16 protein-coding genes and 1 tRNA gene are annotated in these 15,008 nt (G+C 52.1%); 9 read left to right on the top strand and 8 right to left on the bottom strand.

Features of this window, described 5'->3' with window-relative positions; all coding sequences use genetic code 11:
* Positions 1-49 precede the first annotated feature (49 nt).
* The 6 genes from BG910_RS03410 to BG910_RS03385 are packed head-to-tail and all read left to right on the top strand — an operon-like array spanning position 50 to position 5,386.
* Complete coding sequence (locus tag BG910_RS03410) at positions 50-520, top strand: F0F1 ATP synthase subunit B (RefSeq protein WP_089035636.1); 471 nt, start codon at positions 50-52, stop codon at positions 518-520.
* A 4-nt stretch (positions 521-524) separates the two neighbouring features.
* The gene (locus tag BG910_RS03405; protein WP_089035635.1) at positions 525-1,058 is read left to right on the top strand and encodes a F0F1 ATP synthase subunit delta; all 534 of its coding nucleotides are present in this window, start codon (positions 525-527) and stop codon (positions 1,056-1,058) included.
* 10 nt (positions 1,059-1,068) lie between these two features.
* Positions 1,069-2,616 carry a F0F1 ATP synthase subunit alpha gene (gene atpA, locus BG910_RS03400; RefSeq protein ID WP_089035634.1) on the top strand — a complete coding sequence of 516 codons (1,548 nt, stop codon included), beginning with the start codon at positions 1,069-1,071 and terminating at the stop codon, positions 2,614-2,616.
* 24 nt (positions 2,617-2,640) lie between these two features.
* Positions 2,641-3,516: a F0F1 ATP synthase subunit gamma gene (atpG, locus tag BG910_RS03395; RefSeq protein WP_089035633.1), complete on the top strand. Its 876-nt coding sequence runs from the start codon at positions 2,641-2,643 to the stop codon at positions 3,514-3,516.
* A 36-nt stretch (positions 3,517-3,552) separates the two neighbouring features.
* Positions 3,553-4,950, top strand: a complete 1,398-nt coding sequence (gene atpD, locus BG910_RS03390) for a F0F1 ATP synthase subunit beta (RefSeq protein WP_089035632.1) — start codon at positions 3,553-3,555, stop codon at positions 4,948-4,950.
* Between the two features lie 10 nt (positions 4,951-4,960).
* Positions 4,961-5,386 (top strand): F0F1 ATP synthase subunit epsilon, encoded by a 426-nt coding sequence (locus BG910_RS03385; protein ID WP_089035631.1) that lies wholly within the window; start codon positions 4,961-4,963, stop codon positions 5,384-5,386.
* A gap of 394 nt (positions 5,387-5,780) precedes the next feature.
* Here BG910_RS03385 and moaA read toward each other — a convergent pair whose 3' ends face one another.
* From moaA to BG910_RS03365, 4 genes are all read right to left on the bottom strand, one after another.
* Positions 5,781-6,755 carry a GTP 3',8-cyclase MoaA gene (gene moaA / locus BG910_RS03380; RefSeq protein ID WP_089035630.1) on the bottom strand — a complete coding sequence of 325 codons (975 nt, stop codon included), beginning with the start codon at positions 6,753-6,755 and terminating at the stop codon, positions 5,781-5,783.
* 866 nt (positions 6,756-7,621) lie between these two features.
* On the bottom strand, positions 7,622-7,948 hold the full coding sequence (locus BG910_RS03375; protein ID WP_089035629.1) for a rhodanese-like domain-containing protein: 327 nt from the start codon (positions 7,946-7,948) through the stop codon (positions 7,622-7,624).
* Positions 7,949-8,164: 216 nt separating this feature from the next.
* Positions 8,165-8,821, bottom strand: coding sequence for a protein-L-isoaspartate O-methyltransferase family protein (locus tag BG910_RS03370; protein ID WP_089037118.1), 657 nt, complete (start codon positions 8,819-8,821; stop codon positions 8,165-8,167).
* 22 nt (positions 8,822-8,843) lie between these two features.
* Positions 8,844-9,344 carry a GAF domain-containing protein gene (locus tag BG910_RS03365; RefSeq protein WP_089035628.1) on the bottom strand — a complete coding sequence of 167 codons (501 nt, stop codon included), beginning with the start codon at positions 9,342-9,344 and terminating at the stop codon, positions 8,844-8,846.
* Positions 9,345-9,543: 199 nt separating this feature from the next.
* Here BG910_RS03365 and tpiA point away from each other — a divergent pair, with 199 nt between their 5' ends.
* From tpiA to BG910_RS03350, 3 genes are all read left to right on the top strand, one after another.
* Positions 9,544-10,317: a triose-phosphate isomerase gene (tpiA, locus tag BG910_RS03360; protein WP_089037117.1), complete on the top strand. Its 774-nt coding sequence runs from the start codon at positions 9,544-9,546 to the stop codon at positions 10,315-10,317.
* Between the two features lie 6 nt (positions 10,318-10,323).
* On the top strand, positions 10,324-10,689 hold the full coding sequence (gene secG, locus BG910_RS03355; RefSeq protein WP_089035627.1) for a preprotein translocase subunit SecG: 366 nt from the start codon (positions 10,324-10,326) through the stop codon (positions 10,687-10,689).
* A 20-nt stretch (positions 10,690-10,709) separates the two neighbouring features.
* Positions 10,710-10,795: transfer RNA gene (locus BG910_RS03350), tRNA-Leu, on the top strand.
* Between the two features lie 208 nt (positions 10,796-11,003).
* Here the strand turns inward: BG910_RS03350 and BG910_RS03345 are convergent.
* The 4 genes from BG910_RS03345 to BG910_RS03330 form a co-directional block, all read right to left on the bottom strand.
* Positions 11,004-11,762, bottom strand: a complete 759-nt coding sequence (locus BG910_RS03345) for an iron ABC transporter ATP-binding protein (RefSeq protein ID WP_089035626.1) — start codon at positions 11,760-11,762, stop codon at positions 11,004-11,006.
* A 309-nt stretch (positions 11,763-12,071) separates the two neighbouring features.
* Positions 12,072-12,701 (bottom strand): hypothetical protein, encoded by a 630-nt coding sequence (locus tag BG910_RS03340; RefSeq protein WP_089035625.1) that lies wholly within the window; start codon positions 12,699-12,701, stop codon positions 12,072-12,074.
* 339 nt (positions 12,702-13,040) lie between these two features.
* The gene (locus BG910_RS03335; RefSeq protein ID WP_089035624.1) at positions 13,041-14,015 is read right to left on the bottom strand and encodes an iron chelate uptake ABC transporter family permease subunit; all 975 of its coding nucleotides are present in this window, start codon (positions 14,013-14,015) and stop codon (positions 13,041-13,043) included.
* Entirely contained in the window at positions 14,005-14,970 is a 966-nt protein-coding gene (locus BG910_RS03330; protein ID WP_089035623.1) for an ABC transporter permease, read from the bottom strand. Before BG910_RS03330 ends, BG910_RS03335 begins: the two co-directional genes overlap by 11 nt.
* Between the last annotated feature and the right edge of the window lie 38 nt (positions 14,971-15,008).

Raw genomic sequence — 15,008 nt, 5'->3', positions numbered from 1 at the left:
AGGCGAAACCCCGTTTGTTTGATTAACCCTAATACGAAGGTTAAGTAAAGTGAATATTAATGCGACATTGATTGCGCAGTTAATTGTCTTTCTGATTTTGGTATGGTTTACCATGAAATATGTGTGGCCGCCGATTGCGAAAGTTCTTGACGAGCGCGCCGCCAAAATCGCTGAAAGCTTGGCTGCAGCCGAGCGCAGTAAGAATGATTTTGAGCAGGCAGAGAAAAAAGTTGCAGAGCTCTTAGCCGATGGACGCAATCAAGTTGCCGATATGGTGGCTAATGCGGAAAAGCGTGCGGCAAAAATCGTAGAAGATGCGAAAAGCCAGGCTTCTACCGAAGCTGCCCGTATTACGGCACAAGCCAAAGCCGATGCAGAACAGGAAATGAACCGTGCGCGTGAAGCATTGCGCGAGCAGGTTGCTGTATTGGCGGTAAAAGGTGCAGAGTCTATTCTGCGTAGCGAAGTGGATGTTTCCAAGCACGCCGCGCTGCTCAGCACTTTAAAACAGGAGCTGTGATCTTATGGCAGAGTTCGCAACGATTGCTAGACCTTATGCAAAAGCATTGTTTGGTTTGGCTGAAGAAAAAAACCAGATAGAGTCTTGGTTGGGCGGACTGAAAACTTTGGCGGCTGTGGCGCGTGACCGTAAGGTTGCTGCATTGGTTGAGCAGCCGGAAACAAAAGCTTCCGAGAAGGCAAAAGTGCTGATTGATTTGGCTGGTCTGCAACAAGGCGGACTGGCAAATTTTGTGGCAGTGTTGGCCGAGCAGAAACGCCTTCAGCTACTGCCGGAAGTTTGTGCGCAATATCAAGACTTAGCCTTGGCGCTCAATAATACAAAATCAGCGGTCATTTACAGTGCGTATGAGCTGACAGCTGCTCAATTGGCTGAATTGACACAAATGCTGGAAAAGCGCTTTAACACGGATTTGGTGGTAACGGCCAAAGTCGATCCCCATCTGATCGGTGGCGTTAAAGTAGAAGTTGGCGACCAAGTCTTGGATTTGTCGGTGCAGGCTAAATTGCAGGCTCTGTACACGACTATGACGAATTAGGAGATTTTTCATGCAGCTTAATCCTGCTGAAATTAGCGATTTGATTAAAGCCAAAATCGAAAATCTGTCTGTAAACACTGAAGTGCGTACCCGTGGTACCGTTATTTCCGTTACAGACGGCATTGTGCGTATCCACGGCTTGTCAGACGCAATGCAAGGTGAGATGCTCGAATTCCCGGGAAATACCTTCGGCTTGGCGATGAACTTGGAGCGTGACTCCGTCGGTGCCGTGGTGTTGGGTGAATACGAACACATTAAAGAAGGCGACAGCGTAACTTGTACCGGCCGCATCTTGGAAGTGCCGATTGGTCGCGAATTGGTGGGTCGAGTTGTCGATGCGCTGGGTCGTCCGATTGACGGCAAGGGTCCGATTAATGCGACTCAAACTGCGCCGATTGAAAAAATCGCACCAGGCGTGATTGCGCGTAAATCAGTTGACCAGCCTATGCAGACAGGCTTGAAAGCTATTGATTCTATGGTGCCGATCGGCCGCGGGCAGCGTGAGCTGATTATTGGCGACCGTCAAACCGGTAAAACTGCTGTTGCTTTGGACGCAATCGTCAATCAAAAAGGTACCGGCGTTATCTGCATCTATGTAGCGATTGGTCAGAAAGCCTCTTCTATTGCCAACGTTGTGCGTAAATTGGAAGAATATGGTGCGATGGAGCATACCATTGTTGTTGCTGCGACTGCTTCTGAAGCTGCCGCGCTGCAATACATCGCGCCTTATGCCGGCTGTACAATGGGTGAGTTTTTCCGCGATCGCGGCGAAGATGCGCTGATTGTTTACGATGATTTGTCCAAACAGGCTGTTGCTTACCGTCAGATTTCGCTGTTGCTTCGCCGTCCTCCCGGCCGCGAAGCTTATCCGGGCGATGTGTTCTATCTGCACTCCCGTCTGCTGGAACGTGCCGCACGCGTCAATGAAGTTGAGGTTGAAAAGCTGACCAATGGCGAAGTGAAGGGTCAAACGGGCTCTCTGACTGCGTTGCCGATTATTGAGACTCAAGCGGGTGACGTATCTGCATTCGTTCCGACCAACGTGATTTCGATTACAGACGGCCAGATTTTCTTGGAAACCGACCTGTTTAATGCCGGTATCCGCCCTGCGATTAATGCCGGTATTTCCGTATCGCGCGTAGGTGGTGCCGCACAGACCAAAGTCATCAAAAAATTGGGTGGCGGTATCCGTTTGGCGTTGGCTCAATACCGTGAATTGGCTGCGTTCTCGCAATTTGCTTCCGATTTGGATGAAGCAACCCGCAAGCAACTTCAGCATGGTGAAGTGGTGACTGAATTGATGAAACAGAAACAGTTCAGTACATTGAATACCGCTGAAATGGCTTTAACGCTTTGGGCAATCAACAACGGCTCGTATGCAGATGTTCCGGTGAACAAAGCATTGGCTTTTGAATCAGAGTTTTTGGATTTCGTCCGTACGCAGAATCCGGACGTATTGGAGGCTATTAATACTTCCGGCACAATGTCTGATGAAAGCGAACAAGCATTGACCGAAGCCATGAAATCTTTCAAATCTTCTTACGCTTACCAAGCTTAAGACTTGAGATGAAAGGAGTCTGAAATGGCAGTAGGAAAAGAGATTCTTACCAAAATCCGCAGTGTTCAAAATACCCAAAAGATCACTAAAGCGATGCAGATGGTGTCCACCTCTAAAATGCGGAAGACTCAGGAGCGGATGCGCTTGGCGCGTCCGTACGCCGAAAAAGTGCGTGTTGTGATGGGCCACTTGGCGCAAACCCATACCGATCACGGTATTAAACTGCTCGAGCCGCACCGAGAGGTGCGTCGCGCAGGTTTTATCTTGATTACCTCCGATAAGGGTTTATGCGGTGGTTTGAACGCCAACGTGCTGAAAAAGTTTTTGGCGCAAGTTCAAGCGTATCAAGAACAGGGTGTCGGTGTTGATGTAGTGTGCTTGGGTAGCAAAGGTTTGGCAGCGTGCCAAAGTATCGGTCTGAATGTGATTGCCAGTGCAACCAGTCTGGGCGATTCCCCGAAAATGGAAATGCTGCTTGGCCCGCTGACTGAAATCTTCCAGCGCTATGAGAAACATGAGCTGGATACGATTCATTTGGTGTATTCCGGCTTTGTCAATACCATGCGCCAAGAGCCGCGTATTGAAGTGCTTCTTCCTATCGGTCAGAATGAGATCGAAGATGTGAACGGAGATTCCACTTTAAACTGGGAATACCGTTATGAGCCGAGTCCTGTCGCAGTTTTAGAGTATTTGGTTCGCCGTTATTTGGAATCTGTGGTTTATCAAGCGTTAAGCGATAATATGGCATCTGAGCAGGCTGCGCGTATGGTGGCGATGAAAGCTGCTACCGACAACGCAGGCAATGCCATTAAAGAATTGCGTTTGGTGTACAACAAATCGCGTCAAGCTGCGATTACCACGGAATTGTCAGAAATTGTTGCAGGTGCAGCGGCTGTTTAGGCCGTCTGAAAACTGCAAGGAAAATAGGATACGATAATGAGCCAAGGCAAAATCGTACAAGTTATTGGTGCGGTCGTTGACGTGGAATTTCCGCGCGATGCCATCCCGCACGTTTACGACGCCCTGAAATTGGACGAAAACGGTCTGACCCTGGAAGTACAACAGCTTCTGGGCGACGGTGTGGTCCGTACCATTGCGATGGGTAGTTCGGACGGCCTCAAACGTGGCATGCCTGTCAGCAATACAGGCGCGCCGATTACGGTTCCCGTGGGGAAAGAGACCCTGGGTCGTATTATGGACGTATTGGGTAATCCGGTTGATGAAGCCGGTCCGGTTGGTGCGGCTCAAAGTCGTGCAATCCACCAAAGCGCGCCGAAATTTGATGAATTGTCATCTGCTACCGAGCTTTTGGAAACCGGTATCAAAGTAATCGACTTACTTTGCCCGTTTGCCAAAGGCGGCAAAGTAGGTTTGTTCGGCGGTGCGGGTGTCGGTAAAACCGTGAATATGATGGAATTGATCAACAATATCGCTAAAGCGCACAGCGGCTTGTCCGTGTTTGCCGGCGTGGGCGAGCGTACCCGCGAAGGTAACGACTTCTATCACGAGATGAAAGACTCCAACGTATTGGACAAAGTGGCCATGGTTTACGGTCAGATGAACGAACCGCCGGGTAACCGTCTGCGCGTTGCGTTGACCGGCCTGACTATGGCTGAGTATTTCCGTGACGAAAAAGACGAAAACGGCAAAGGCCGCGACGTATTGTTCTTCGTGGACAACATCTACCGCTATACACTGGCCGGTACCGAAGTATCCGCTCTGCTCGGTAGAATGCCGTCTGCAGTAGGTTACCAACCGACTTTGGCCGAAGAAATGGGTCGTTTGCAGGAGCGCATTACCTCTACGCAAACCGGCTCGATTACTTCCATCCAAGCCGTTTACGTTCCTGCGGATGACTTGACCGACCCGTCTCCGGCAACTACTTTTGCCCACTTGGATGCGACCGTGGTATTGAGCCGCGACATCGCTTCTTTGGGTATTTACCCTGCCGTTGACCCGCTGGATTCGACTTCGCGCCAGCTTGATCCGATGGTTTTGGGTCAGGAACACTACGATGTGGCCCGCGGTGTACAGTCAACACTTCAGAAATACAAAGAATTGCGCGACATCATCGCTATTTTGGGTATGGACGAGCTGTCTGATGAAGACAAATTGACCGTGATGCGCGCCCGTAAAATTCAGCGCTTCCTGTCCCAGCCGTTCCACGTTGCCGAAGTATTTACCGGTTCGCCGGGCAAATACGTCGCTTTGCGCGATACCATCGCAGGTTTCAAAGCGATTTTGAACGGCGAATACGACCATCTGCCGGAGCAGGCGTTCTACATGGTCGGCGGTATCGAAGAAGCGGCCGAGAAAGCGAAAACCTTAAACTAAGGAGGCCGGCATGAGCGTCATGCAAGTTGAAGTGGTAAGTAACGAAGAAAGCATCTTTTCAGGCGAAGCCGGTTTTGTTGTGGTTCCGACTGTTCAGGGCGAACTCGGTATTTACCCGCGACACGAGCCGATTATGAGTTTGGTGCGTCCGGGGGCATTGCGTTTGACCGTGCCCGGTCAGGCAGAAGAAATTCTGGTGGCTGTTTCAGGCGGTTTACTGGAGGTTCAGCCTCATAAGATTACCGTTTTGGCCGATGTCGCTGTCCGTAGTGCCGAGATGGATCAGTCTCGTGCAGAGGAAGCCAAAAAAGCAGCGGAAGCCCGAATTTCCCAAGCCCAAGACGATGACTCGCTGGTTAAAGCGCAAGCTGCTTTGGCTGCCGCCATCGCCCAGCTCAAAACCTTGGATTACATTCGTTCGCATAAAAACAAATAAACATTTGTTGAGACAGAAAAGCACGGAAACATTCCGTGCTTTTCTATTTTTTGAAGTTAGGGCGTGGTTTGCAAAAAGTTTTCAGACGGTCTAAAAACTGCAAAGGCTGAGACCTTTGCAAAAAGCTAAAAATCTCAAGAAATGGTTGTAGGGGCGGATTTTTCACCCGCTCGTAAATCTTTAACCTTCTGAAAATATTTAATATTTGAGAAAATCCAACATTCGGGCGGATGTAAACCCGCTCCTACAAACAGGTGTTTCCCATTTTTGCAGAGGTCTTAGGCCGTCTGAAATTTTGACTGCTGTTATTTGTATCCGTACAAGAACAGTCATGCCATTAATCCGCTTACCCAAAACCCCCGCAAAGGTTTAGGTTTTCCCGGCCATATCCGTCTCAACCGCCGGTCAGCGCCATTACGCGGATAATCTTTTTCGGATTTTCCACAAACTCATGTTTTTCAGGTTTGCGTGCAATCGCATCGCGAACGGCCTGGTCAAGTTTGGCATCGGAACAGCCGCTGCGCATCAAATCGCGCAAGGGCGCTTTGTCTTCCTGCCCTAGGCAAAGATGGATATTGCCGGTAGCTGAAAGGCGGACGCGGTTGCAGGTAGCGCAGAAATGCTGGCTCATCGGCGTAATCAGGCCGAGCGTGAAGCCGCTGTTGCTGCTATGCCAATAGCGCGCGGGGCCGCCGCCGATTTTTCCCTCAAACGGCGATAGATCGAATTTTTGCTGCAATTCCGCCAACACCGGCTGCAAATTGACTTTTGCATGCGCCTGCCCCGTTGCGCCCATCGGCATCGCTTCAATCAGATTCAGGATAAAACCGTGTTCGATGCAGAACGCGATCATATCGTCCAAATCCATGTCGTTCAGACCTTTTAGCGGCACCATGTTGATTTTGATACGCTCAAATCCCGCTTCTTTCGCCGCCTTAATGCCGTCCAACACCTGCGGCAGACAATCGTTGCCAGTAATGCTGGTCACGCAGTCGCGGCGCAGGCTGTCGAGGCTGATATTCAGACGGCCTACCCCCGCCACCCGCAGCGCTCGGGCGTGTTTCTCAAGCTGCGTGCCGTTGGTGGTCAAAGAAATATCTTCAACACCCGGTTGGCGGGCAATTTCCGCAACCAAATCAGCCAAACCTTTGCGCAACAGCGGTTCGCCGCCCGTCAGGCGGAAGCGTTTCGTACCCAGCCGCGCAAACGAAGCCGCCACCCGCGCCAGCTCTTCAATCGTCAGCCAGTCTTTAGGAATGGCGAAGCCTTTGAAGCCTTTGGGCAGGCAGTAGGTACAGCGCAAATCGCAGCGATCGGTAACGGAAATGCGCAAATAATCAACGGTACGTCCGAACGGATCAGTCAGCATGATATTTTTTACCGTATTTCTGATTAGTCATTTGGTAGGGTTTGGGAAAAAATTTCCATTTAAAAATAGCAGCTTAATCTTACCTGCCGTCTGAAAAAACCGCAAATTTTAAAAACCGTTTGAAACGCGGGTTTCTAATAATGCGGCAGATTCTCATCTGTTTGGCGGAACGGTTTTCAGACGGCCTGAGATCTTTGCAAAAATCAAAAAGGCCGTCTGAAACGTCAAATCTGTCATTTCCGCGCAGGCGCACTGCTGTCCGGAATAAATTCATGAGGCCGTCTGAAATCCTGGAATACTGATGATTCCAGCGTTTTCAGCTCAAGCCGAACTCAAAATCGGCAACGGCTGAGTTTCTGCAATCTGCTCCCTCTCCCGCACTTTATGCGGGGGAGGGCTGGGGAGGGCGGTTTTCTTCCTGAAATGGTAAATTTTTCAGAAAACCAAGCAGAACGTGCTTCTGCGAAGCACCCCCTTCCCCTAACCCTCTACACCCCCTGTGAGGGCAAGCGCGTAAGGCGCAGGAGAGGGAACAGATTGTAGGAACTCTAAAAATTGGCGTCGAAAATCAGCCGTTTTGACAGATTTTAGTTCAGCCAACTTTTTGATATTTTTAAATTTTCATTCTTTCTGGAATGTCAATCTTGTAATGTATTGATATTTTAGAGAAATTTATTCCGATCGGTAGTGCACGCAGGCGGGAATGGCATTCACACATTTGCGGATTTTTGTAAAAGTCCCGGCCTTTGAACGGAGTAGTGGGCTTTAGTGGCTGTTTCCAAAAAGCTTCAGGCCGTCTGAATATTTTGGCTGTTTCGACAACCAACTTCAGACGGCCTGCCTTTATTTTCTAAACCGCACCGGCCTCAATAACGTGCCATTTCAGGCTCGATTTTGGCTGCCCAATCGTCGATTCCGCCTTGCAGATTGTAGAGATTGTCAAAACCGGCGTCGGCCAGATACATCGCCGTATGCAGGCTGCGGATGCCGTGGTGGCAGTAAACGACAAGCGGCAGATCGTCGTCGGGCAGATCGTTGTGGCGCAGAGGGATGAGGTTCATCGGAATGTGGATGGCGTGGGGAAGGGCGCAGATGGCGGTTTCTTCGCCGGTGCGCACGTCTAAAAGATGAAATTGGCGCCCTTCGTTTTGCCATTTTGCCAGTTCGGTAACGGGAAGTTGGTGGATGTTCATGTGTGTCAGATGCTTTTATGGAACAAAAATTCAGACGGCCAATGCAGCAGATGCCGTCTGAAAACTGTTTAACGGCTGTTTAAACAGTTTAGTTGTGTTTTAACGATATGTTGATTTTTGCGTAGGGTAGCTGCAAGCACCCACCAACTTTTATCATATCAACGTATTATTGAAGCGCAGCCACAGTTTTTAAACCAATGATGTAAAAAACAAGATTTAAAAATCAAAGCCGCCGAACGGTTTTTCCGATTCGCCGTCCAGCAGCGCGATTTGGGTGTCGAACAAAACGGTTTCGGTAAATTCGCTGCCTTTGCGGGTAATCAGCAGCGCGCGTTGCACGGGCGAACCGCCGACGGCAACGACCATGCGGCCGCCGTCTTTTAATTGGTTTTTCAAAACCTCAGGCACTTCGCCGACCGCGCCGCCGACGTAAATGGCGTCAAAAGGCGCGCCCTCGGCGGTTTCGGTCAGGCCGTCGTTTTGCACAAACCGGATGTTGGTCAGATTCAGCGCGGCCAAAACGGCTTTGGCGCGGTTTTGCTGCGCGTCGTCAATGTCGTCGGAAACTACTTCGCCTGCAAGTTTGGCCAACACGGCGGTGGCATAGCCCGAGCCTGTGCCGATTTCCAAAACTTTGTCTTCGCGGGTCAGTTTCAAGCCCTGAATCAGACGGGCGACGATTTTCGGCTCGAGCATTTTCGCGCCGTTGGGCAGCGGCAGCTCGGTATCACTGTATGCCACGCCCTGCAAATCCGCGTCGACAAAGCGTTCGCGCGGGATTTCTTCGATGGCGTCGAGCAGGTCGAAATCCAATACGTCCCACGGACGGATTTGTTGCTCAACCATATTGAAACGTGCTTTTTCAAAGTTCATTTTGTGCTCCGTTGATTGTTTTTTATTGGGAGTCAAGGCTTTTCAGACGGCCTAAGATTCCTGCGAGGCGGTTGAGATGGTGTGCGTCGGTTTCGTCAAACTGCGCGGGTTTGTCGTCGTCGATGTCCAAAACGCCGTAACACAGGCCGTCTGAATCAAACAGCGGAACGACGATTTCCGACTGCGACAACGCCGAGCAGGCGATGTGGTCGGGATGTTTGTTGACATCTTCGACAACAATGGTTTCGCCTTTCGCCCAAGCCTGCCCGCAAACTCCTCGCCCAAACGCAATTCGCGTGCAGGCTACGGGGCCTTGAAACGGCGCGAGTACCAATTCTTCGGATTCGCGTTCGACCAAATAAAAACCCACCCAAAACCAGCCGAACGCCTCTTTCAACACCGCCGCGGTGTTTGCCAGATTCGCGGTCAGATTGGATTCGCCCGCAATGATGCTTTCGATTTGAGGCAGAATTTCCTGATAACGTGCCGCTTTGTCGGCGGCGGAAAAGTGCAAGGTGTGCATGGCGGGCGGTTTGAAAAGGTTGGAAAGATGGTTCGGATTATAAAGCAAACCCTCGTTCTGTTGATATTTCCTTTATCCGATGCCGTCTGAAAAGGTTTCAGACGGCATCGGAAAGCGCGCGGTGGAACGCTTGAATATTGCTAATCATGTCTATATGAACTACACTTTGTTACAGATAAATCGCTATCACGGAGCAAAAATGCAACACCAAGTCGGCATTTGGGAACAAAAATGGGTCATCGGTAACTGGAAAATGAACGGCCGTCTGCAAGACAATAACTCATTAATGCACCGCTTCCGCATTATGCCAACCGCCGAGCGCGTCTTAATCGGCCTCGCCGCGCCTACAGTTTACCTTCTGCAACTGCACAACGCCATGCAGATTGTGCTCAACAACCGCATCCTGACCTGCGCCCAAGACGTCAGCCGCTTCCCCAATAACGGCGCATTTACAGGCGAGGTTTCTGCTGAAATGCTCGCCGACATCGGCACCGACATCGTCCTTATCGGCCACTCCGAGCGCAGCCTTTATTTCGGTGAAAAAAACGAAATCCAGCGCCGCAAAATGGAAAACGTCTTAAACGTCGGCCTGATTCCTCTGCTTTGCGTCGGCGAAAGCCTCGAAGAACGCGAAGCGGGCAAAGAGCAGGAAGTCATCGCCCACCAGCTCTCGATTCTAAAGGGCTTGGACACCAAAAACATCGCTGTCGCCTACGAGCCTGTATGGGCAATCGGCACCGGAAAAGTCGCTACCGTCGAACAGATTGCCGCCATGCACGAATTTATTCACCAAGAAATCTTGTCTTTGTGCGGAAGCGATGTTAAAATCCGCATTCTTTATGGCGGAAGCGTGAAAGCGGAAAACGCAGCAGACATCTTCGCCGTGCCTTATGTAGACGGCGCATTGGTCGGTGGCGCATCATTATCATATGATTCCTTTGCCGCCATCATCGATGCCGCGCAAGCCTCGTAGAGAATTATGGAAGCCTTCAAAACCGTTATCTGGATTGTCAATATCATGTCCTCATTGGCCGTGATTGTGCTCGTGCTCTTGCAGCACGGCAAAGGCGCGGATGCAGGCGCGACATTCGGTTCGGGAAGCGGTAGTGCGCAAGGCGTATTCGGTTCCGGCGGTAATGCAAACTTCCTCAGCCGTTCTACCGCCATTGCTGCAACCATATTTTTTGCAACCTGCATCGCCATGGGTTACATCTACTCCAATACAACCAGACATGGGTTGGATTTCAGCGACGTAAAACAAAGCCAGCCTGCCAAGCAGACTGTACCTGCAAACACAAATGCCGCTCCTGCTGCACCGACTCCTCAACCGCAGCAGAGCAAATAAGTTAAAATTTAAAGTTTCAAGCCGACATGGTGGAATTGGTAGACACGCTATCTTGAGGGGGTAGTGGCCCCAGGCTGTGCGAGTTCGAGTCTCGCTGTCGGCACCAACAGAAAAAGCCCGCTTAGTATGCGGGCTTTTTTATTTTCAGGCTATTTTATTAATAGTAATAACAGAAATTTTACGGCAAAAATTTATTAGCAAAAAATAGATTTATTTTTCTTCTGGATCCCACCTCTGAAAACCGAAGGCCGTCTGAAATCCGACTACGCCCGGTAGCGAATTTCAGACGGCCTCTGCTTTGTCCTCAATCCTGTTCAAACATGATGCACCACCAGTTTTTTCCCCTGATAATCCAACACGCTCACATCCATTTCAAACAGCGTTTTGATGTTTTCCTCGGTAAAAATTTCGTCCGGCGTGCCGGCCATTGCCACTTCGCCGTTTTTCATCGCGACCACATAATCCGCGTAGGCGGCGGCTTGGTTTATATCGTGGAGGACGACGACGGTGGTGCGGCGGTGTTCGTCGGTAAGGTGGCGCAGGAGCTGCATCAGGGCGCGGGCGTGGTACATGTCGAGGTTGTTGAGCGGCTCGTCGAGGAGGACGTATTCGGTTTGCTGGCAGAACACCATCGCAATCATGGCGCGTTGGCGTTGGCCGCCTGAAAGTTCGGTCAGGTAGCGGTCGGTGAAAGTTTGCAGTTGGAACTCGGCGAGTGCGTTTTCAACGATGGTTTTATCGTTTTCAGACGGCCTGCCCTGATGGTAGGGGTAACGGCCGAACATCAGCAAATCGCGCACGGTGATGCGGCTGATGATGCTGTTTTCCTGCGTCAGGATGGAGAGGATTTTGGCCAGCTCGGCGGTCGGGGTGGCGGAAACGTCTTTGCCGTTGTAGCTGATACGGCCGTGGTGCAGCGGTTGGAGGCGCGCCATAAAGGCGAGCAGGGTGGATTTTCCTGCGCCGTTGGGGCCGATGAGCGCGGTAATGCCGCCCTGCGGGATTTGCAGGGAAACGTCGTTGAGGATGGTTTGGCTGCCGATGGTGTGGCGGACGTTTTGGATGTTTATCATAGCAACAGGCCGTCTGAAAAAAGAAAGTGGGTGGTTTTATTAAGGATTTTAGAATTTCGGAGTGTGTGCTTCATGGCCGCACGGCCACCTACTTTTTTTTGTTCCGCCAAAGAAAAAGTAGGCAAAAGAAAGGCGGCCTGCGGTTGCAGGTTTGGCCTTCGGCCAAACTTCCCTCATTCCGCGCCATTGGTGCGGCGGGTAAAAACTCGCAGCCTTCGGGCTGCTCAAACATTTTACCCTTTGCCCCGTACCAATGGCGGGCGCTACGTTCGGCTGCGCCGGCGGATGGTGCGTGCTCCGTCAAATTTTTCAGACGGCCTGAACGGTGACCAAACGCGGATCGTCAACCAAATCAACGAGAAACGCTTTTACGCGCGCCTGCCAGAGTTCGCCGAAGCGTTTCAATTCTTCGGGTGTGGCGCTGCCGGCGACGGCTTTGGGCATGATGTCGCGCATTTCGGCGGCAAACGGGGCAATGCCGCCGTTGAGGGAAACGGCGACGGTTTGGCCGGTGTCTTGCCGGGTCAACGCCAGCGTGCCGTCGATTTGGCCGGCGCCGAAACTGAGCAGGTCGCGGCGGGAGAACAGGCCGCGCGGGCCGATGCCGCCGAAGCCGGTTTCGGGCGCGGCGCCGGTCAGCAGTTGGGCGACGGTGGCGGTAACGCCGGTTGTGCCTTCGTCGCGTCCGCCCTGCATGGCGACGGCGATGTTGCCGCGCTGCGGCAGTCCGCTGCCGTACAAAGCGCGCAAGCCTTTGATAACCATCAGATATGCGCCGGCGACGGTGGGGCAGGAATGGCCGCACAGGCGCACGGCGTCGGCGTAGCGGTATTCGATGATGCCGTTTTCCGACACGGCGAGAAATTCAGCGAGCGGGTCGCAAACGGTCAGGGTCGGGGCTTGGTTGAAAAATTCGGGGAAATGCTCAGTTTGGGTCATGATTCGTTCCTTAAGGTTGATACGGGATTTTTTCAGACGGCCTGATGCCGCTGTAAAATTCACAAATACTGTTCAAAGGCCGTCTGAAGTGCCAAACCCGTCATTCCCGTGCAGGCGGGAATTTACGGCTAAAAATAAGCAATGTATTGTTTTAAAATAAGTTTCAGCAAGCCAAGCGTGGATTTCCGCCTGCGCGGGAATGACATCGCTTGAAAGTTTAGCCGTTTCAGACGGCATTCAAGCGGACGTTTCTTATTTTTGTTTTTGCCAAGGTCGGCCTGTATTTCAAATATTTCAAAACGGCAAACCGGTCAGGCCGTCTGAAAATCTAAATCCATTCTACTGCTTCCGTTTCAACACCAGCCATAAAAATACCAGCCCGCCGGCAAATTCCACCACTACGCTCAAAACGGCTTTCATGCCTAAAACGTGTTCGAACAATGCCTGCCCGCCCACCAGCAAAACGGCGGCGGTGCAGAACACCATCGGCAGGCGTACGGCGTGTTTTACGGACGGCGAAAAATGGTTGGCGAGCGCGGCGACCAAGAGGCCGAAAAAGCTCACGGGGCCGACGATGGCGGTGGAGGTTGCCACCAACACGGCAATCCACAGCAAAATCCATAAAGTATTTCGTGTGTAATCAATGCCCAAATTAATTGCTTGGTCTCTGCCGAGCAGATACACATCGAGGCGGTGGCGTTCGCGCCAGATGAAAAACACGCTGGCCAAAAGAATCAGCGTGCCGATGCCGAGCAGGTCTTGGTTGAGCGTATTGAACGACGCAAACGTGTTCGCCTGCGCCACCGCAAATTCCTCGGGATCGATCATGCGCTGAAGCAGCGAGGCGAGGCTGCGGAACAGAATCCCGAAAATCACGCCGATCAAAATCATCCGTGCCAAATCGCGCCCGCCCTGTTTCATCAATACCGCAAACAGCAGCAGCGAGCCGCCCATCATTGCCGCCAGTTCCAGCCCGAATTTGCCGAACACGGGCATTGCCGCGTAGCCGATGCTGCCGAGCAGGAACACCAGCAGCGTCTGCAAAAACACATACAGCGCGTCGAAACCCAAAATCGACGGCGTAAGAATCGGATTGTTGGTCAGCGTTTGGAACAGCACCGTCGAAACGCCCACCGCATACGCCACCATCAACAGCGCAGCGAGTTTGGTCAGCCGCAGCGGCAATACAAAATCCCAGTTGCCGCCCGCATTGAGCGTGAGGAAGAGGGCGCAGGAAGCCAGCAGCAAGGCGGCGGCGAGCCAGAGCGGGCGCAGGGAAGCGGCTGCAAACGCAGTATTTTTTTCAGACGGCATGAGCAGGTTTCCTCATCAAAAGCCACAAAAACAGCGCCGTTCCCAATACCCCGAACACCGTCGAAACCGGAATCTCAAACGGAAACACAATCAGCCGCCCGATAATGTCGCACAGCAATACCGACGACGCGCCCAAAAGCGCCACCGCCGGCAGGCTTTGGCGCAGCTTGTCGCCCATCAGACGGCTGATGATGTTGGGGACGACCAGTCCGACAAACGGAATATTGCCGACCGTTACCACCACAAGCGACGTAATCAGTGCCACAATAATCAAACCCGCCCACAAAACCGTATGGCGGTTCAGCCCCAAATTCACCGCCACCGTTTCGCCCAAACCTACAATCGTCAGCCGGTCGGCAATCAGATACGCGCCGAACGCCATCACGCCCGTCAGCCACAAAAGTTCGTAACGCCCGAGCAAAACCCCCGAAAAATCCCCCTGTTGCCACACGCCCAGCATCTGCATCATTTCCGTTTCATAGGCAATAAACAGCGCCACCGATTCAATCACACCACCGAAAATAATCCCCACCAGCGGCACCATCAGCTGCGCCGTCGGCGGCAGGCGGCGGATTAAAGCCATAAACACCAGCATTCCCGCCAGAGAAGCCGCCGCCGCTACCGTCATTTTCGCCATCAGCGCCGCCGCAGGAAACAGCAGCACCATCAGCAGCATCCCAAAGGCCGCACTTTGGCTCGCCCCGACCATAGAGGGTTCGACAAAACGGTTTTTCATCAAAATCTGCATAATCATCCCCGCCACCGCCATCGACGCCCCCGTCAGCACAATCGCAAACGTGCGCGGCAGGCGGCTGGTGATGAAAAGCTGCGTGCTATCCGACCATTCGGACAGCGCGCCCCAACTGAAATCCGCCACGCCGACGGACAGGCTGACGGCAAAGAGGAAAACAAGTGCGGCGAGGTTGAGCAGATTGAGGGTGGCGGGTTTGAGCATGGTTTGAGGGTTGGTTTGTTTTAAGGTTTGGGTTTTCA

It is taken from the genome of Neisseria chenwenguii, assembly GCF_002216145.1.
Classification (GTDB): domain Bacteria; phylum Pseudomonadota; class Gammaproteobacteria; order Burkholderiales; family Neisseriaceae; genus Neisseria; species Neisseria chenwenguii.
The sequence above is the reverse complement of the archived record's forward strand: the minus strand, read 5'-3'. Positions and strand labels throughout refer to the sequence as shown.